The sequence below is a fragment of the Shinella sp. 20P9.1.1 genome (genome assembly GCF_057798995.1).
Map to the genome: position 1 here is coordinate 237,467 of NZ_JBYOLC010000006.1, position 16,887 is coordinate 254,353.

The window sequence follows — 16,887 nt, forward strand, 5'->3', positions numbered from 1 at the left end:
TGCCTTTCTTGCCGTTTGGCAGCAAAGCGGAAGGCGGCCAATGGCCGCCGGTCTAGGGCGGAGCGCCTTCATTTTGAACGCTTTTGCCCTTAATCGAGGACTTGATTCGCGCGGAGTTTTGCGCCGTCCGGCAGGGCCGCCGGAGGGGCTTCGCGCCTAACGGGGTTAAAGATGGAAGAGTTTCACAAGGTCCGGCGTCTGCCGCCGTATGTTTTCGAACAGGTCAACCGTTTGAAAGCAAGCGCGCGAGCGGGTGGTGCCGATATCATCGACCTTGGCATGGGCAACCCCGATCTGCCGACGCCCAAGGCGATCGTCGACAAGCTGTGCGAAGTGGTGCAGGATCCGCGCACGCACCGTTATTCCTCCTCCAAGGGCATTCCGGGCCTGCGCCGCGCCCAGGCCGCCTATTATGCCCGCCGTTTCGGCGTGAAGCTGAACCCGGAGACGCAGGTCGTCGCGACGCTGGGCTCCAAGGAAGGCTTTGCCAATATGGCGCAGGCGATCACCGCGCCCGGTGACGTCATCCTCTGCCCGAACCCGACCTATCCGATCCACGCCTTCGGCTTCCTGATGGCGGGCGGCGTGATCCGCTCCATGTCCGTCGAGCCGGACGAGAGCTTCTTCCCGCCGCTCGAGCGCGCCGTTCGCCACTCGATCCCGAAGCCGCTGGCGCTGATCATCAACTATCCGTCGAACCCGACGGCGCATGTCGCCTCGCTCGATTTCTACAAGGACGTCATCGCGTTCGCGAAGAAGCACGACATCATCGTGCTCTCCGACCTTGCCTATTCGGAAATCTACTTCGACGAAAGTGCTCCGCCGCCGTCCGTTCTGGAAGTTCCCGGCGCCATCGACGTGGCGGTGGAATTCACCTCCATGTCGAAAACCTTCTCCATGCCCGGCTGGCGCATGGGCTTTGCCGTCGGCAACGAGCGCCTGATCGCCGCGCTGACGCGCGTGAAATCCTACCTCGACTACGGCGCGTTCACGCCGATCCAGGTGGCGGCGACCCATGCGCTGAACGGCGACGGCTCTGATATCGCGGAAGTGCGCAATGTGTATAAGCGCCGCCGCGACGTGATGGTCGACACCTTCGGCAAGGCGGGCTTCGAGGTTCCGCCGCCGGCCGCGACCATGTTCGCCTGGGCAAAGATCCCGGAAAAGTTCCGTCACCTCGGCTCGCTGGAGTTTTCCAAGCTGCTCGTCGAGAAGGCGGATGTGGCGGTTGCGCCCGGCATCGGCTTCGGCGAAATGGGCGACGATTACGTCCGCCTCGCGCTCGTCGAGAACGAGCACCGCATCCGCCAGGCGGCGCGCAATATCAAGAAGTTCCTTTCCACGGCCGACGAGACGATGCACAACGTCATCTCGCTGAACGCCCATCGCTAAAACAATCCGCCCTCCGCGTTTCCAGCGGAGGGCTTTTATCCAAACATAGGACATGACCATGGCTGATGCCCTGAAGATCGGCATTGCGGGCTTGGGGACCGTTGGTGCCTCGCTCGCGAAGATTCTCGTCGAACGCAGGGACATGCTAACGACGACCTGCGGCCGGCCGATCGAGATCGTCGCGATTACCGCGCGCTCCAAGGGGCGCGATCGTGGCGTCGACCTGTCCGCCGCCGAATGGTTCGATGATTCCGTCGCACTTGCCCGCGATGCGAAGATCGATGTCTTCGTCGAACTGATGGGCGGATCGGGCGATCCGGCCTATTCGGCCGTCAAGGCGGCACTGTCGCGCGGCGTGCATGTCGTGACCGCCAACAAGGCGCTGCTGGCTGCCCACGGCGTCGAGCTGGCCGGTATTGCCGAACAGAACGGCTGCATCCTCAACTACGAGGCGGCGGTCGCCGGCGGCATCCCGGTTATCAAGGCACTGCGAGAGTCCCTGACGGGCAACACGATTTCGCGCGTCTATGGCATCATGAACGGCACCTGCAATTACATCCTGACCAAGATGGAGAAGGAAGGCCTATCCTTCGAGGCCTGCCTGAAGGAAGCCCAGCGTCTCGGCTATGCCGAAGCGGACCCTGCCTTCGACATCGAGGGCAACGACACCGCGCACAAGCTGTCGATCCTGACGACGCTCGCCTTCGGCACGAAGATTTCGGCCGATGACATCTATCTCGAGGGCATCACCAACATCTCGATCGACGACATCCGGGCGGCGGCCGATCTTGGCTACCGTATCAAGCTGCTCGGCGTGGCGCAGAAGACCGATACCGGCGTCGAACAGCGCGTGCACCCGACCATGGTGCCGCTCGACAGCGTGATCGCGCAGGTCGATGGTGTGACGAATGCGGTTGCGATCGAATCGGACATTCTCGGCGAGTTGCTGATGGTCGGCCCCGGCGCTGGCGGCAATGCCACGGCATCCGCCGTGCTCGGCGATATTGCCGACATCGCGAAGAGCCGGCCGGGTGCGCAGACCGTGCCGGTGCTCGGCCGTCCGGCGGCGGCGCTTCAGCCCTACAAGCGTGCTCAGATCCGCAAGCATCACGGCGGCTACTTCATCCGCCTCTCCGTGGAAGACCGCACGGGCGTCTTCGCCAGCATCGCCAAGCATATGGCGGAAAACGGCATCTCGCTCGAATCGATCGTGCAGCGCGCGCAGTCGACCACCGAATCGACCGATCCCAAGACCATCATCCTCGTCACCCACGCGACGATGGAAGATTCCGTCCGCAAGGCCGTCGCCTCCATCAAGGGCGAGGGATACCTCGTCGGCGAACCGCAGGTGATCCGCATCGAGCGTCCGAAGACGGCTTGATTGCCGTCTTTTCGCCGTCAACAAATCCGTGCCCGCCTCCGGACTTGCGCCGGAGCGCGGGCACTGGTCTTTTAGGGCCTAGCAGGAGCGGCCAATGAGCATGTTGGAAAACGCAGACCCCGTCAGCCGCGCGTTTCTCGGCGTGGAGCGCTCGGTGACCGGGCAGCGCTGGGTGGCGCGACTCGACCAGGCGGGGGAAAACCGGGCGCTGGCGATGAGCCAGAGCCATGGCCTGCCGGACCTGATTTCCCGCGTGCTGGCGGGCCGAGGCGTGCCGTTCGACAATGCGCTCGAATTCCTCGACCCGACGCTGCGCCGGCTGATGCCGGAACCCTATAGCCTAATGGACTGCCAAGCCGCGGCGGAGCGGCTGGCGCGCGCCATCGAGCGGCGCGAACGCGTGGCGATTTTTGGCGATTACGACGTGGACGGCGCGTCGTCCTCGGCGCTGCTCTACCGCTTCCTGGCGCATTTCGGTGTCGAAGCGGAAATCTACATTCCCGACCGCATTTTCGAAGGCTACGGGCCGAACCCGAATGCCATCGGGCAGCTGATCGAGCGCGGCGCGCAACTGATCGTCACGGTGGATTGCGGCTCGACGAGCCACGAATCGCTCGCCGTCGCCCGCGAGCGCGGCATCGACGTCGTTGTCATCGACCACCACCAGGTCGGCGAGAACCTGCCGCCGGCGCTTGCGCTGGTCAATCCCAACCGCGAGGACGATCTGTCGGGGCAGGGCCATCTTTCCGCCGCCGGTGTCGTCTTCCTCGTGCTGGTGGCGTTGCAGCGGCTGTTGCGCGACCGTGGTGATATCAGGGCCAAAACCCTCGACCTGCTCTCCATGCTCGATCTCGTGGCGCTGTCCACGGTCTGCGACGTCGTTCCGCTGAAGGGACTGAACCGCGCCTATGTGGTCAAGGGTCTCGTCGCGGCGCGCCATCTCGGCAATGCCGGGCTTACCGCGCTCCTGAAACAGGCGGGCATCGGCGGGCCGGTAACGCCCTATCATCTCGGCTTTCTCGTCGGCCCGCGCATCAATGCCGGCGGGCGCATCGGCGATGCCGCGCTTGGTAGCCGGTTGCTGACCATCGATGAGCCGGTCGAGGCCGAGCGCATCGCCAAGCAGCTCGACGATCTCAACCGCGAGCGCCAGGTCATGGAGGCCGCCATGCTGGCGGAGGCGGAAGCCGAGGCGCAGGCGGAATATGGCACAGGCGAAGGCGCTTCAGTGATCCTGACGGCCCGCGAGGGCTGGCATCCGGGCGTCGTCGGCCTGCTCGCCTCGCGTCTCAAGGATCGCTTCCGCCGACCGGCCTTCGCCATCGCCTTCGACCCCTCCGGCAAGGGCACCGGCTCGGGCCGCTCGATCAGCGGTTTCGACATGGGCCGCATGGTGCGCGCCGCCGTGGATGAGGGCATTCTGGTCAAGGGTGGCGGCCATGCCATGGCGGCGGGCCTGACGGTGGAGCGCGAAAAGCTCGGGCGCCTGCGCGCGTTCTTCGAGGAGAAGGCCGAGCGCACGGTGCGTGATCTCGTGGCGGTGGAAACGCTGAAGATCGACGGTGCGCTGAGCGCCACCGGTGCGACGCTTGCGCTTGCCGACCAACTCGAACAGGCCGGCCCCTACGGCTCCGGCCATCCGCAGCCGATCTTCGCGCTGCCGGCGCACCGTATCCGCGACGTGCGCCCCGTCGGCGTCAATCACCTGCGCGTCAGCCTGGAAGGCCCCGATGGCGGGCGCATTGACGCCATGGCTTTCCGGGCCGCCGATGCGGATCTGGGCATCTTCCTGATGAAGGAGCGTGGTCAGGCCGTGCACGTCGCCGGCACGCTTTCCGCTGACAGCTGGCAGGGCAGCCGGCGCATACAATTCCGCATGCTGGACACGGCAAAAGCGTTTTGAGCGGGCTGATTTCAGCGATGAATGGGAGAGAACCGTGGCACGCCCTAGGGGAGTCGAACCCCTCTTTCCAGGATGAAAACCTGGCGTCCTAACCGATAGACGAAGGGCGCGTGCGGTGGGCGTTATCTAGTCGGGCCGATGGATTCGCGCAAGCCCTAAATGCAGGATTTTTCGAGTTTTTTCATGCGAAAAACCAAGCGATGCCGCCGGCGGCGAAAACAGGCAAATCAAGTGGTTTGGGAAAAAACCGTGGCACGCCCTAGGGGAGTCGAACCCCTCTTTCCAGGATGAAAACCTGGCGTCCTAACCGATAGACGAAGGGCGCGTGCGGTGGGCGTCTTCTAGTCGGGCGCGGGCGGATGCGCAAGCCGAAAAATCGCGTTGGACGCAACTTTTTCAAAGGTGCGAATGCGGACGCTTTGCGTTGAAAGACAAGGGTTTCAAGGGGAGGGAACCGTGGCACGCCCTAGGGGAGTCGAACCCCTCTTTCCAGGATGAAAACCTGGCGTCCTAACCGATAGACGAAGGGCGCGTGCGGTGGGCGTCTTATAGAAGGGCGTTTTGCCTTCCGCAAGCGGGAAAAGGTGCTTGTGACAAAAAAATGAAAAGCCGCCCGAAGGCGGCTTCAAGAGGCGGGAAAACCGCTCGTTTCCAGAGGCTTAGGGCCTGTGGATCACTTGCGCCGGCGGCAGCGCCAGTTCCAGTCGCGCTCCTCGCCGATATCGATATGCACGGATTCGGTATGGCAATAGGTGCCGACGCCGCCGCGGCCGGGCATGCTGCGCAGATATTCCGCAAGCTCCCATTTCGAGACGCCGGCAATCTGGATATCCGCCGCTTCGCACCGTGTGTGCAGCGATTGTTTGGCGCGGTTGACCTTCAGGTCGCGCAGGCCTGATGTGACGATGATCGGCTTGTCGTAGTGCTTCTCGATGGTCTTCAGCACCTGCAGCAGTTCCGGCTTGAAACAGCCGGTCTTCACCTTTTCGGTCTGCAGCCAGAGGCCGTTCGGCGCAAGGCGTGCGAGACCGGCAAGCGAGGCGACTTCCTTGAACTGTGGCGCATCGTCCTCGACCTCGTCAGCCTCGGAATGATGGGTCGAGAACATCGCATTGGCGGTGGAAACGCCGGGCAGGGTGCCGAGCGAAGCCTTCTGCGTGGTGCCGGCAGTATCGCGGTTGAGAACGCGGCGCGGCTGTTCGGAGAAACGCTCGCCGTCGAACTGCGCCTTGGCATCGCGCTTGCCGCTGAACAGCGAGGCGAGCGTCAGCGTCTTGCGCGGCTGGCTCTTCGCCTGCGTTTGGCCGAGCGCGGCCTGGCGCATTGCGCCATCGTCTGCTTCCCTGGCAAGGGCCATGTCGGCCGCGTTGCCGCTTGCCGCCTCGTTGACGAGCGCCATGCGCGCCGTCTTGGGGATCGGCACGTTTTCCGGCAGCACGGCGGACTGTTCGTCGCCCAGTGTTTCGAGCTTCTGCTGTTGCGTGGCCGAGTCGACCGGAGGCATGTCCTCGACGGGCAGGCGGCCGGATTGATCGGCAGTTTGCGCGCCACCGGCATAGAGGCTGTTGACGGCGGCATTCGTGCCGCCCGTTGTGGAATAGGCATTGCTGGTGGCAACCGCCTGCGTGCCGTTGGAATAGATGCTCGACCGGCCGGCATTCAGCGTGGTCGATTGCATGACAATATCAGCCCGGTCGCCGGTCATTTCGGCCTGCTGGGCGTTCATGGCAGCGGCATCGCCGGCATTCGCAGTCGCATAGGCGCCCTGCGACGTGCCGTTTGCGGCCGAGGCGGTCGTGACCGGCGTCGTGGTCTCGTCCGTGCCGGCATCCGCGACGGTTTCATCGCTTTCCTGCGCGGGCTTCATATCCGCACGCATATCGTTCGAGACTGCGGAAACGCAGCCCGAGAGTGTGGCAACCGAAACGGCCAGCAGCAATCCATACCGCAGCGTTTTCAGGCCGAGCCACTTTCCTTGCATATCCTGCAAAGGCTTTCCCCCGCTTTCGACGTTCGAGCCCCCGGTCTTGCCGCCGGTCGGGCCATTTCTTCAAACAGTCGCAACCGCACGCACGAAGAGCCCAAGACGGGACAAGGGGATACAGGCTGCGGTTGCCGCGATGTTACCGGTCCGGCCCCTCATGTAAAGGCCGGAGCGTGTGAAGCCGTGAAACGCAAAACGGAAGACAATCCGGCTTGAAAACGGCCAGGACGCCCCCTCACGCTGGCGATTGACCGGAATGGCTAAGAATTTTCCGGTCAAATACGGCGAAACGATGGTTCGTACGGCTGAATATAGGACTCAAGCTTTGCCCGGGGCTTGCGTCCACGGCCGCTTACCAGACGCCGGTATTGCCCATGGAGGCCCAGGGCTCGGCGGCGGGCAGGTTTTCGCCCTTCTGCAGAATCTCGATGGAGATGCCATCCGGCGAGCGCACGAAGGCCATGTGACCGTCGCGCGGCGGGCGGTTGATCGTCACGCCATTGTCCATCAGCTTCTGGCACAGCGCATAGATATCGTCGACCTCGTAGGCGAGGTGGCCGAAATTGCGACCGCCGGCATAGTCCTCGGTGTCCCAGTTATAGGTGAGCTCCAGGCAAGGCGTCGCTTTTTCGCGGGCGGTGGCGACATCCTCGGCCGCGGCAAGAAAGATCAGCGTGAATCGACCTTTTTCATTCTCGTAACGGCGGACTTCCTCGAGCCCGAAAAGCGTGCAGTAGAAATGTAGGGACTGGTCGACGTCTTTGACGCGAACCATCGTGTGGAGATAACGCATTGGAATATCCTCAAAATGTGGAATCGCCGGAAAGATGAGGTTTTTGTCAGCTTGAGGCAAGCCTTGCGGCCTACCAATGCAGCCAGCAAAACTTTCAAAGGGGCTTGCGCATTCGCATCGGGACAATGTTATTCTGAACCTCAAGAATCAGTTAACCGTAACTCAATGTGAAGCGTAATCGAGGGGCTGGTAGGTCATGGTGGACAGGGTGTCTTCAACGGAAATCACAGAGCGTGATGACCAGAGCAATGACGCCGTCGATTTGATCGAGATCACCGGTGTCATCAAGTGGTTCGACGTCGCCAAGGGTTTCGGTTTCATCGTCCCGGACAACGGCATGCAGGATGTGCTGCTGCACGTCACCTGCCTGCGCCGCGATGGCTACCAGACGGTGCTTGAAGGAACGCGCGTCGTCGCGATCATTCAGAAGCGCGACCGCGGTTATCAGGCCTTCCGCATTCTTTCCATGGACCAGTCGACGGCCGTGCATCCCTCGCAGATGCCGCCGGTCAAGACCCATGTGCAGGTCACGCCGTCCAGCGGGCTCGAGCGCGTTCTCGTCAAATGGTTCAACCGCACCAAAGGCTTCGGCTTCCTGACGCGCGGCGAGGGCACCGAGGACATCTTCATTCATATGGAAACCCTGCGCCGCTTCGGCCTGACGGAGCTTCGCCCCGGCCAGGTCGTTCTCGTGCGCTTCGGCGATGGCGACAAGGGGCTGATGGCCGCCGAGATCCATCCCGACATGCCGCTTCCCGGCAACAGGGCGCACTGATGCGGCGTATTGCGCGGGATTTCTCTATCGCGCGTCTTGTAAGCGCCGTTCTGGCGCTTTTTCTCTGCCTGTCGTTCGGCGCCCTTGCCGAAGAAAAATTCGATACCCAGCCGCTGACCATCGTCACCAAGGGCGGCAAGAGCCACGCCTTCACGGTGGAGCTCGCCTTGACACCGCGCCAGCGCGAACAGGGCTTGATGAACCGTCAGGAAATGGCTGACGACAAGGGCATGCTCTTCGCCTTCGGCGAGACGCGCCAGGTCTTCATGTGGATGAAGAACACCTATATCCCGCTCGACATGCTGTTCATTGCCAGGGACGGCAAGGTGCGCGCGATCAAGGAGAACGCCGAGCCGCTCTCCGAGGCGATCATCGATTCGCAGGGACCGATCGACTACGTGCTCGAGCTGAATGGCGGCACGGTGAAGCGCCTCGGCATTCGTGCGGGCAACCGCATCGAAAACCAGTTGGTGGATGAGCTGCGCAAAGCGCCGTAAAAAGCTGCACACATCCTTATAGTCATGGAAAATCCGTCCTTAGCTGTTGCGGCAGCAGGCGGATGCGTGTATCTCCCCATCGCCGGGACGGACGGAGTGTAGCGCAGTCTGGTAGCGCATCTGGTTTGGGACCAGAGGGTCGGGAGTTCGAATCTCTCCACTCCGACCATCGGCGGGCGTTTCGATGCCAAATGCTTTTCCGGTCATTCCCCCTTTACGGAATCTGGGTTATGCATTCTCGGACGCGCGCCGGCTAAACGGCGTGCCTTTATGCGAGAATTCTGGAGCCGCTTCGATGACCGCAAAGATCTATCGTCCCGCCAAGACCGCCATGCAGTCCGGCAAGGCCAAGTCCAACCTTTGGGTTCTGGAGTTCGATGCCGAAAAGCCGCGGACGATCGACCCGATCATGGGTTACACGAGCTCCGGCGACATGTACCAGCAGGTCAAGCTGACCTTCGAGACCAGCGAAGAGGCGATCGACTATGCCGAGCGTAACGGCATTGAATTCCGCCTGATCGAGCCGAAGGATGCGACCCGCAAGCGTTGCGCCTATCCCGATAATTTCCGCTTCAACCGCATGCAGCCCTGGACCCATTGAGGGCCCATCCGGCCCCTTAGCTCAGCTGGATAGAGCATCTGCCTTCTAAGCAGAATGTCGCAGGTTCGAGCCCTGCAGGGGTCGCCATGAAATAAAGAAAGGGCAGCCGATTGGCTGCCCTTTGTGTTTCTGCATTCCGTTGGCTCAGTAGGGTGAAACGCACTGCTTGCGCGGGCCGTAGTTCGGCTGGAACGTATTGTCATAGGCGCGGTAAGAACGATAGCGGTTTGCACACCACTGCGCATGCGAGCCACCGGCCGAAGGCTGGTTGGCGATCGCGCCGCCGATAGCTGCACCCAGGCCAAACGCTGCGAGCGGGTACCAGAAACCATCCGAATGGCGGCGATAACCTGGGCGGCGGTCACGATAGCCGTGATGCCCATGCCAGCGGCGTTCGGCGCGACGCTCGCGACGGTCACGGCGTTCATAACGATACTGCACCTTTTCGACAGAGGTCACCTCCGGAACGGGCACGCGGGCAAAGGTAATCGCCTGCGCCGGGATGGCCGACGTCACGGCCATCATGAGGGAGAGAGCGCCGGCGACAAGGCCTGTCTTGAGCTTCAACATGGGAGAACCTTTCGTGTTGTTCGGAGATACAACGCCCGAAGCAGAACTGTGTTCCCACGCCTTCGTAAAATGTTTGATTTTAAAACGGAAAGAGCAAAAAAAACGGGTTGGTCCGCCTTGTCGGCTCGCCAACCCGTTCCGGTAAATTGCGGATCAGGGTGTTCGGGGTACAGGGGCTCTCACCACAATCCGGCTGCATCTCCAGATCTCCTGTAAGGCCGATCATGCCCGAACGGCATTTTGCCGATTGACATAAGGCGCATCTTTTTTGACTATTTCCACATGAAAAAAGAAGCGACGCGTCACGGGCCGCTCGACGTTACGATCGTGCTTTTGCCGGAGTCATCAATCATGTCGCTCGCCTCGGTGCTCGACCCGATGCGCGCGGCCAACCGCGTCGTGCCGGAGCCGGTTTTTCGCTGGCAGATCCTTTCGCCACAGGGCCGGCCGGTGCTTCTCACCTGCGGCGTGCAGATCCGTGTCGATGGGGATTTTGCCGATGTGACCAGCGGCGATGCGCTGATGCTGATCGCCGGTTTCAATCAGGACCGCCATGCGGACCGCAGCTTTGTCGCCCGGCTGAAAAAGATCGCCCGCCGCTTCGGCGTCGTCGCCGGCATCGAATCAGGATGCTGGCTTCTGGCGCGCTCCGGCCTGCTCGACGGGCGGGATGCGACGGCGCATTGGGAGGAGCTGGAGGATTTCGCCGCAGCCTTTCCCGCACTCAATGTGCGCGCCGACCGTTTCGTCACGGACGGGCCGCTCTGGACCTCCGGCGGCGCGTCGCCGACCTTCGACATGATGCTGCATTTGGTGCGCGAGCGTTTCGGGTCTGCCGTGGCGCTCGATGTGGCGAGTGTCTTCGTTTACGACCAGACCCATGCGGCGACTGATGCGCAGCCGCTCGTCTCACTCGGCCGGCTTGGCGAACATCAGCCGGAGCTTGCCTCAGCCATCCGACTGATGGAGCGCACGATCGACCGGCCGCTGACCATCGCGGCGCTTGCCCGCCGTCTCGGTTTTTCGACGCGCAAGCTGGAGACGCTGTTTACGGGCGGGATTGGGACGGCGCCGGGCAAATATTATCTGCGCCTCAGGCTGACGGCGGCACAGCGCATGGTGCGTGACACGCCGCTCTCCATTCAGGAGGTGGCGCTGCGCAGCGGCTTCGACAGTCTTTCGGCCTTTTCCCGAGCCTTCCGCAATCATTTTGGCGCAAGCCCGCTGAAGCTTAGGGCCGAACTGCGCGCGAAATGAAGGTGATGCTTTTCTCGCCGAGCGGATGCGTGTCCCCCGTTGAGGCGCGTCGAACACGACCGGCGTCGTAGCTATCCTGCATATAACGTTTCGACCGCTTCCATCTGCGCCGCCCTGATCGCAAAGGAGCCGAAGAAGCCATCAGCGCGGGATTGATTGCAGATCGGAACGAAGGCGTCGTCATTCATATCCGGGAACGAATCGTAGGCGGGCACGTCGGCTGTTGCGGCGGTTAAAAGCGTGGCGGCGCGGGCGGTGGCGAAAGGAGCGGTCCATTCGCCGGATCGCGTTCTTGTCCGTGTGGCGCCGAGGGTCAGTGCGAGCGCCCTCTGGTTCCAGGCCAAGCCTGCGAGGCGCCGCGATTTTCCCGCGAGGCTTTCCCGTGCGGCGGGGGCGGGAAGGATGCCGTCGGTCATGGCTAGGATCGGAGTGCTGCCCTCGGGGTGGCCAATCTCTGCCTCGGTGACTGATAGCAATGTGGCGAGGCGCTGGAGATCAGCGCCTGTGCGGCAGCCGTTGAGGGCGATCATCGCGGCGCCGGCGATGAGGGCATTTTGAAGCGTGGCGATATCCGAGTCGGTCTCGACCACGACGATGGCGCCGCGGATGTCCGTTTCATCGATCCGCGCGGCGGGGATCAGCACGCCGTGCCGGTTGGCAGGGATCGGCTGATCGAAGGCGAGGCAGAGCAGGGCACGGGGAAGCGGTGTCATGGCTTTTCATAGGGCTTTGAGGCCGCTTCTGGCAATGACCGGTCCGTTAATGGATATGGTGAACCAATCTTAAACACTTTGGCGCTAACGTGGTGTCAGTAGCTTAGTGCAGGCGTTTGGGGCGTCCATTGATCGTTCATGCTTTTCTTCGTTGGGTCGAGACAGCGCGGGCAGCCGATAGGGCGAAGGCTGCCAGTGTGTTGGCGAAGGCTTACGCAAAGGCGCGTATCGCGCCCGATGATCGCCGCGCCGCCGAAATGGCGATGATATTCCTTCTTGACGATCCCGCGCCGAAAGTGCGGCTGGCGCTGGCAGAGGCACTGGCCGAATGCGAGGATGCGCCGCGCGCCGTCATCCTGCCGCTGGCCGAAGACCAACCGGAAATCGCCGCGCGAATCATTCTGTGTTCGTCGCTGCTGACGGATGCGGATCTCGTCGATCTCGCTGCAAAAGGCAGCGATGTGACGCGCATGCTGATCGCGCATCGCAGCTATGTTTCGCGCGCCGTTTGCGCCGCCATGGCCGAAGTCGGCGACGCGCCGGATGTGCTGGCGCTCATGGAAAACGAAGGCGCGGTGCTGTCGCGCCGCAGCCTTTGCCGCATTGCCGAGCGTCTCGGCGACGATGCGGAGATCCGCGCGCTGCTGCTCGATCGCGACGACCTGCCGAGCGATGCCCGCCAGGCGCTGGTCGAAAAAATCGGCACGGCGCTGGCCGGCTTCGGGCTCATCCAGGCGGCGATCGGTGAAAACCGTGTCGAGCGCATCACGCGCGAGGCCTGTGATGTCGCGACGATCGGTATGGTCGCAGATGTGGCTGCGGTTGAAATGCCCGATCTTGTCGAGCACCTGCGCCTGACGGGACGCCTGACGCCGGTTTTCCTGATGCATGCTCTGTGTACCGGCCGCGCGGAGTTTTTCGCGGCTGCCATTACCAACCTTTCAGGGCAGGCGGAGCGGCGGGTCCGCTCCATCCTCTCCGACGGCCGCGAGGCTGCGGTGCGCGCGCTCTACGAAACGGCAGGGCTCGGCCGGGATATCAGCACGCTCTTCACCGAAGCGACCATGCTTTGGCGGCGCGACGCAAAGGGCGAGGAGAGCGATTTCTCCGTCTCCGAATTGCTCCTGTCGCGGGCGCGCGCTGCCGGCAATGCGGCCTGCCAGTCCATGCTGGAACTGGTCGAGCGACTGGCGATCGCCGAACAGCGGCAGACGGCGCGCAGCTATGCGCTGATTGCTTCCAGAGAAGCCGCCTAGTCGGCGAAGCGCTTGACGACCCAGCTATAACCGTCTTCGGCGTAACGCACTGGCTTGACGACCGCGGCCTTCAGGGAGGCAGCGTCCGGAATGGCCTTCTTCACGAAATTCAGCGTGCGGGTCGCAAGGCCCTGCCGTGCCTCGGCCGTTTCGGCGGGCACGGGGATTTCGGCCTGCGTAGCGGTTTCCGCCGGCTTTGCCTCTGTTTCAGGTTTGGCGACATCCGCGGTCATGCGGTCGCTGTTGCTTTCGCAGACGGCGACGATGACGGGGTAGTTCTTGTCCTGATGCCGGTTGATATAGGTCTCGGCCTGGGCATCGCACAGCGCCACGGTCTGCCAGCTCTTCGGCACCGTATCGATATAGTGGCACTGGGTCGCGCTGTCGTCGCAGCCCATGATCGTCATGACGATGAGTGCAGCTTTCATGGCTGTCCTTTCCGCGTTGAACGCTGCCGGTTAGAGGCGGGTATTGCCGCGAAAATAAGGCGCCAGGCCCGACCGCAACCCCGTCAGATATCGAGGTTGTCGGCGAAAACGGCGCGTTCCTGGATAAAGCGGAAGCGGGCCTCCGGCTTCGTGCCCATCAGGTCGTCGACGGCCGTGCGCGTGCCCTCGAAATCGACGTCGTCGATCATGACGTTGAGGATCGTGCGTTTTGACGGATCCATCGTCGTTTCCTTAAGCTGCGCCGGCAGCATTTCGCCAAGGCCTTTGAAGCGGCCGATTTCCACCTTGCCGCGCCCATTGAATTCGGTGCGCATCAGTTCTTCGCGATGGCCGTCGTCGCGCGCATAGAGCGTCTTGCCACCCTGGCTGAGGCGGTAGAGCGGCGGCACGGCGAGATAGAGATGGCCGCCGCGGATGAGATCGGGCATCTCCTGGTAGAAGAAGGTGATGAGCAGCGAGGCGATATGCGCGCCATCGACGTCGGCATCGGTCATGATGATGACGCGCTCGTAACGAAGGTCCTCCTCGCGATATTTCGTGCGCGTGCCGCAGCCGAGCGCCTGCACAAGGTCGGAGATCAACTGGTTGGCGCCGAGCTTTTCCCGGCCGGCGCTGGCGACGTTGAGAATTTTCCCGCGCAGGGGCAAAATGGCCTGATTGGCGCGGTTGCGCGCCTGCTTGGCAGAGCCGCCGGCCGAATCGCCCTCGACGATGAAAAGTTCGGCGCCCTCGGCGGAATTCTGCGAGCAGTCGGCGAGCTTGCCGGGCAGGCGCAGCTTGCGCACCGCCGTCTTGCGGGAGACTTCCTTCTCCTTGCGGCGGCGCATGCGCTCTTCCGCGCGCTCGATCACCCATTCGAGCAGCTTTGCCGCTTCGGCCGGGTTGTCGGCGAGGTAGTGGTCGAAGGGGTCGCGCAGCGCGTTTTCGACGATGCGCTGCGCCTCGACCGAGGCGAGCTTGTCCTTGGTCTGGCCGACGAATTCCGGCTCGCGGATGAAAACCGAGAGCATGCCGACCGCCGAGATCATCACGTCGTCGGTGGTGATATCCTTGGCGCGCTTGTTCTGCGTCAGCTCGGCGTAGTTCTTCAGGCCCTTGGTGAGCGCGATGCGCAGGCCCGCCTCATGCGTGCCGCCGTCGGCCGTCGGGATGGTGTTGCAATAGGAATGGATGAGCGAATCGCCGCCATACCAGGTGACGGCCCATTCCAGCGAGCCGTGGCCGCCGGACTTCTCGCTCTTGCCGGCGAAGATCTCGCGGGTGACGGTATAGTCCTTGCCGAGCGTCGCCTGCAGGTAATCCTTCAGGCCGCCGGGGAAGTGGAAGACGGCCTTTTCCGGCGTTTCCGACCCCTCGGGCAGGAGCGACGGATCGCAGCTCCAGCGGATTTCGACGCCGCCGAACAGATAGGCCTTCGAACGGGCCATGCGGAAGACACGGCCGGGATCGAATCGTGCATGGGCGCCAAAGATTTCCGGGTCCGGATGGAAACGCACTTTCGTGCCGCGACGGTTGTGCACATCGCCGAGTTCTTCGAGCCCGCCGACCGGCTTGCCGCGCGAAAAGCGCTGGCGGTAAAGCTTCTTGTTGCGCGCGACCTCAACTTCGAGCTGGTCGGACAGCGCGTTGACGACGGAGACGCCGACGCCGTGCAGACCGCCCGAGGTCTCATAGGCCTTGCCGTCGAACTTGCCGCCGGCATGCAGCACCGTGAGGATGACTTCGAGGGTGGACTTGCCCGGCATCTGCGGGTGGTTTTCCACCGGGATGCCGCGGCCGTTGTCGGTGACCGTCAGAAAACCCTCGGCATCGAGATTGACGTCGATGAAATTGGCGTGGCCGGCCACGGCCTCGTCCATCGAGTTGTCGATGACTTCGGCAAAGAGGTGGTGCAGCGCCTTCTCGTCCGTGCCGCCGATATACATGCCGGGGCGCATGCGCACCGGCTCGAGGCCTTCCAGAACGCGGATCGCCGAGGCGTCATAGCCACCGGACCCTTCGCTCAGCGGCGGGCGGGCCTCGCGGGCCGGTTCGGGCGCGGCTGCAACGGGCTTTTCAACCGGCTTTGCCGGCTGGCGCTCGGGCTCGGAAGGCATGTTGGCGAAGAGATCGTTGTTGTCGTCTTGCATGGGCTGTTCAGAGTTTGTTCCGTTTGCCAGCTTACCCCGCCGATCCCTGGGGGATCGGCGTCTGGCGCAAAAGGGATGGTCGGCGAATCACTCGCGACTCTGCCAGATTTAGGGAAATTTCGCGATGGCAGAGGGCAACGCCGGGCTTTCGCCGGACAGCCGTCATGTATCGTCTTTTACCGCTTTAATGCAGCGTCCCCGTGTCCGTCGATCGTCAAGCCGCGCCAACCGCTGTGCCAAGGATTGCGTTGCGGGCGGGTGGATGGCAAGTATCGCGGGCCCCAAGGAGCCTCCGTTCATGCGTCAGTCCACAGTTCATTGCCTGAAAAGGCTGGTTTTCGCCGCGCTCTTTGCCGGCATGGCCGTTCAGGATGCGGCGGCGGTGACGCTCCAGGCATGGAAGGACGAATTGTTTTCCTATGGCACAGTGGTCGAGACGACGGATGACGGTGCGCTGAGCGTCGTCGATTATCAGGAAATGCGCGACATAAACGGCCGCGACCAGGTGCCTGAACGCCGGGTGAAATCCTCTTATGTCTCGACGGCGGTGAAGAAGGCGCAGCAGAATGCGACGATCGACACACCGGCCGGGCCGATCGACGTGACGATGACCGGCAAGGGCGAGGGGGCGGCCTTCACGGTCATCTTCATCCATGGCCGCGGCGGCGACCGGCGGCTCGGCAGCAACGACTGGAGTTTCGGCGGCAATTTCAACCGGCTGAAGAACCTCGCGGTGCGGGGGAGCGGTGTCTATTATGCGCCGAGCGTGCCGTCCTTCGACGATGCTGGCGCTGCGCGCATTTCCGGGCTGATCCTGCGCGCCAAGGCGCTGTCGCCGGATGCGCCGGTCATTCTGGCCTGCGCCTCGATGGGCAGCTTCATCTGCGCCCGCGTCGTGCGCGATCCCGATGCGGTCAAAAGCCTCTCCGGCATGGTGCTGATGGGCGGGGCGGCGGATGGCGACTATGCCAAGACGCCGGCCTTCAAGGCCAAGCTGCCGGTTTTCTTCACCCATGGCGACAGCGACAGCGTCTATGCGGCGAACGACCAGATCGCGGTGTTTCGCAAGTTGCGCAAGGCCGGCATACCCACGCGCTTCGTGCTGTTCCAAACAGGCGGCCACGGCACGCCGGTGCGCATGACCGACTGGCGGGAAACGCTGAACTGGCTGTTTGCCCAGTAAGATT

General features: G+C 62.9%; 15 protein-coding genes and 5 tRNA genes. 11 read left to right on the forward strand and 9 right to left on the reverse strand.

Annotated features, from left to right (window positions below; genetic code table 11):
- Positions 1-171 precede the first annotated feature (171 nt).
- From AC27VQ_RS13135 to recJ, 3 genes are all read left to right on the forward strand, one after another.
- Positions 172-1,392: an LL-diaminopimelate aminotransferase gene (locus tag AC27VQ_RS13135; protein ID WP_421593781.1), complete on the forward strand. Its 1,221-nt coding sequence runs from the start codon at positions 172-174 to the stop codon at positions 1,390-1,392.
- A 58-nt stretch (positions 1,393-1,450) separates the two neighbouring features.
- Positions 1,451-2,773 (forward strand): homoserine dehydrogenase, encoded by a 1,323-nt coding sequence (locus AC27VQ_RS13140; protein ID WP_488716590.1) that lies wholly within the window; start codon positions 1,451-1,453, stop codon positions 2,771-2,773.
- Between the two features lie 94 nt (positions 2,774-2,867).
- A complete protein-coding gene (gene recJ / locus AC27VQ_RS13145) occupies positions 2,868-4,676 on the forward strand; it encodes a single-stranded-DNA-specific exonuclease RecJ (protein WP_488716591.1) in 1,809 nt (602 codons plus the stop codon).
- 35 nt (positions 4,677-4,711) lie between these two features.
- On the opposite strand, the gene AC27VQ_RS13150 is transcribed toward recJ, so the two are convergent.
- The 5 genes from AC27VQ_RS13150 to gloA all read right to left on the reverse strand — a co-directional run bounded on the left by AC27VQ_RS13150 (position 4,712) and on the right by gloA (position 7,453).
- A tRNA-Glu gene (locus AC27VQ_RS13150) sits at positions 4,712-4,786 on the reverse strand.
- A gap of 140 nt (positions 4,787-4,926) precedes the next feature.
- Positions 4,927-5,001: transfer RNA gene (locus tag AC27VQ_RS13155), tRNA-Glu, on the reverse strand.
- 132 nt (positions 5,002-5,133) lie between these two features.
- Positions 5,134-5,208 (reverse strand) — tRNA-Glu (locus AC27VQ_RS13160).
- Between the two features lie 141 nt (positions 5,209-5,349).
- Positions 5,350-6,657, reverse strand: a complete 1,308-nt coding sequence (locus AC27VQ_RS13165) for a D-Ala-D-Ala carboxypeptidase family metallohydrolase (RefSeq protein ID WP_488716665.1) — start codon at positions 6,655-6,657, stop codon at positions 5,350-5,352.
- Positions 6,658-7,012: 355 nt separating this feature from the next.
- The gene (gloA, locus tag AC27VQ_RS13170; RefSeq protein WP_313528622.1) at positions 7,013-7,453 is read right to left on the reverse strand and encodes a lactoylglutathione lyase; all 441 of its coding nucleotides are present in this window, start codon (positions 7,451-7,453) and stop codon (positions 7,013-7,015) included.
- Positions 7,454-7,649: 196 nt separating this feature from the next.
- Here gloA and AC27VQ_RS13175 point away from each other — a divergent pair, with 196 nt between their 5' ends.
- The 5 genes from AC27VQ_RS13175 to AC27VQ_RS13195 all read left to right on the forward strand — a co-directional run bounded on the left by AC27VQ_RS13175 (position 7,650) and on the right by AC27VQ_RS13195 (position 9,413).
- Positions 7,650-8,228, forward strand: coding sequence for a cold-shock protein (locus AC27VQ_RS13175; protein ID WP_313528624.1), 579 nt, complete (start codon positions 7,650-7,652; stop codon positions 8,226-8,228).
- Positions 8,228-8,725 (forward strand): DUF192 domain-containing protein, encoded by a 498-nt coding sequence (locus AC27VQ_RS13180; RefSeq protein ID WP_488716592.1) that lies wholly within the window; start codon positions 8,228-8,230, stop codon positions 8,723-8,725. The genes AC27VQ_RS13175 and AC27VQ_RS13180 overlap by 1 nt, the downstream gene beginning before the upstream one ends.
- A 92-nt stretch (positions 8,726-8,817) precedes the next feature.
- Positions 8,818-8,894 (forward strand) — tRNA-Pro (locus AC27VQ_RS13185).
- Between the two features lie 126 nt (positions 8,895-9,020).
- Positions 9,021-9,326, forward strand: a complete 306-nt coding sequence (locus AC27VQ_RS13190) for an ETC complex I subunit (protein WP_488716593.1) — start codon at positions 9,021-9,023, stop codon at positions 9,324-9,326.
- 10 nt (positions 9,327-9,336) lie between these two features.
- Positions 9,337-9,413 (forward strand) — tRNA-Arg (locus AC27VQ_RS13195).
- Between the two features lie 57 nt (positions 9,414-9,470).
- On the opposite strand, the gene AC27VQ_RS13200 is transcribed toward AC27VQ_RS13195, so the two are convergent.
- Positions 9,471-9,896 carry a BA14K family protein gene (locus tag AC27VQ_RS13200; RefSeq protein ID WP_421594466.1) on the reverse strand — a complete coding sequence of 142 codons (426 nt, stop codon included), beginning with the start codon at positions 9,894-9,896 and terminating at the stop codon, positions 9,471-9,473.
- A 282-nt stretch (positions 9,897-10,178) separates the two neighbouring features.
- Here AC27VQ_RS13200 and AC27VQ_RS13205 point away from each other — a divergent pair, with 282 nt between their 5' ends.
- Positions 10,179-11,153 carry a GlxA family transcriptional regulator gene (locus AC27VQ_RS13205; RefSeq protein ID WP_488716594.1) on the forward strand — a complete coding sequence of 325 codons (975 nt, stop codon included), beginning with the start codon at positions 10,179-10,181 and terminating at the stop codon, positions 11,151-11,153.
- A gap of 71 nt (positions 11,154-11,224) precedes the next feature.
- On the opposite strand, the gene AC27VQ_RS13210 is transcribed toward AC27VQ_RS13205, so the two are convergent.
- A complete protein-coding gene (locus AC27VQ_RS13210) occupies positions 11,225-11,866 on the reverse strand; it encodes a hypothetical protein (RefSeq protein WP_488716595.1) in 642 nt (213 codons plus the stop codon).
- Positions 11,867-11,994: 128 nt separating this feature from the next.
- Here AC27VQ_RS13210 and AC27VQ_RS13215 point away from each other — a divergent pair, with 128 nt between their 5' ends.
- On the forward strand, positions 11,995-13,122 hold the full coding sequence (locus AC27VQ_RS13215; protein WP_488716596.1) for a DUF2336 domain-containing protein: 1,128 nt from the start codon (positions 11,995-11,997) through the stop codon (positions 13,120-13,122).
- Here the strand turns inward: AC27VQ_RS13215 and AC27VQ_RS13220 are convergent.
- Together AC27VQ_RS13220 and parE are read right to left on the reverse strand one after the other, a co-directional pair.
- Positions 13,119-13,550, reverse strand: coding sequence for a hypothetical protein (locus tag AC27VQ_RS13220; protein ID WP_488716597.1), 432 nt, complete (start codon positions 13,548-13,550; stop codon positions 13,119-13,121). The genes AC27VQ_RS13215 and AC27VQ_RS13220 overlap by 4 nt on opposite strands.
- A gap of 83 nt (positions 13,551-13,633) precedes the next feature.
- Entirely contained in the window at positions 13,634-15,700 is a 2,067-nt protein-coding gene (parE, locus tag AC27VQ_RS13225; RefSeq protein WP_488716598.1) for a DNA topoisomerase IV subunit B, read from the reverse strand.
- A gap of 298 nt (positions 15,701-15,998) precedes the next feature.
- On the opposite strand from parE, the gene AC27VQ_RS13230 reads away from it, so the two are divergent.
- Positions 15,999-16,883, forward strand: coding sequence for an alpha/beta hydrolase (locus AC27VQ_RS13230; protein WP_488716599.1), 885 nt, complete (start codon positions 15,999-16,001; stop codon positions 16,881-16,883).
- Positions 16,884-16,887: the final 4 nt, after the last annotated feature.

Excerpts from the sequence above, each read along its gene's own strand:
- AC27VQ_RS13135 (WP_421593781.1), top strand. The coding sequence starts at position 172 with ATGGAAGAGTTTCACAAGGTCCGGCGTCTGCCGCCGTATGTTTTCGAA.
- AC27VQ_RS13140 (WP_488716590.1), top strand. The coding sequence starts at position 1,451 with ATGGCTGATGCCCTGAAGATCGGCATTGCGGGCTTGGGGACCGTTGGT.
- recJ (WP_488716591.1), top strand. The coding sequence starts at position 2,868 with ATGAGCATGTTGGAAAACGCAGACCCCGTCAGCCGCGCGTTTCTCGGC.
- AC27VQ_RS13165 (WP_488716665.1), bottom strand. The coding sequence starts at position 6,657 with ATGCAAGGAAAGTGGCTCGGCCTGAAAACGCTGCGGTATGGATTGCTG.
- gloA (WP_313528622.1), bottom strand. The coding sequence starts at position 7,453 with ATGCGTTATCTCCACACGATGGTTCGCGTCAAAGACGTCGACCAGTCC.
- AC27VQ_RS13175 (WP_313528624.1), top strand. The coding sequence starts at position 7,650 with ATGGTGGACAGGGTGTCTTCAACGGAAATCACAGAGCGTGATGACCAG.
- AC27VQ_RS13180 (WP_488716592.1), top strand. The coding sequence starts at position 8,228 with ATGCGGCGTATTGCGCGGGATTTCTCTATCGCGCGTCTTGTAAGCGCC.
- AC27VQ_RS13190 (WP_488716593.1), top strand. The coding sequence starts at position 9,021 with ATGACCGCAAAGATCTATCGTCCCGCCAAGACCGCCATGCAGTCCGGC.
- AC27VQ_RS13200 (WP_421594466.1), bottom strand. The coding sequence starts at position 9,896 with ATGTTGAAGCTCAAGACAGGCCTTGTCGCCGGCGCTCTCTCCCTCATG.
- AC27VQ_RS13205 (WP_488716594.1), top strand. The coding sequence starts at position 10,179 with ATGAAAAAAGAAGCGACGCGTCACGGGCCGCTCGACGTTACGATCGTG.
- AC27VQ_RS13210 (WP_488716595.1), bottom strand. The coding sequence starts at position 11,866 with ATGACACCGCTTCCCCGTGCCCTGCTCTGCCTCGCCTTCGATCAGCCG.
- AC27VQ_RS13220 (WP_488716597.1), bottom strand. The coding sequence starts at position 13,550 with ATGAAAGCTGCACTCATCGTCATGACGATCATGGGCTGCGACGACAGC.
- parE (WP_488716598.1), bottom strand. The coding sequence starts at position 15,700 with ATGCAAGACGACAACAACGATCTCTTCGCCAACATGCCTTCCGAGCCC.
- AC27VQ_RS13230 (WP_488716599.1), top strand. The coding sequence starts at position 15,999 with ATGCGTCAGTCCACAGTTCATTGCCTGAAAAGGCTGGTTTTCGCCGCG.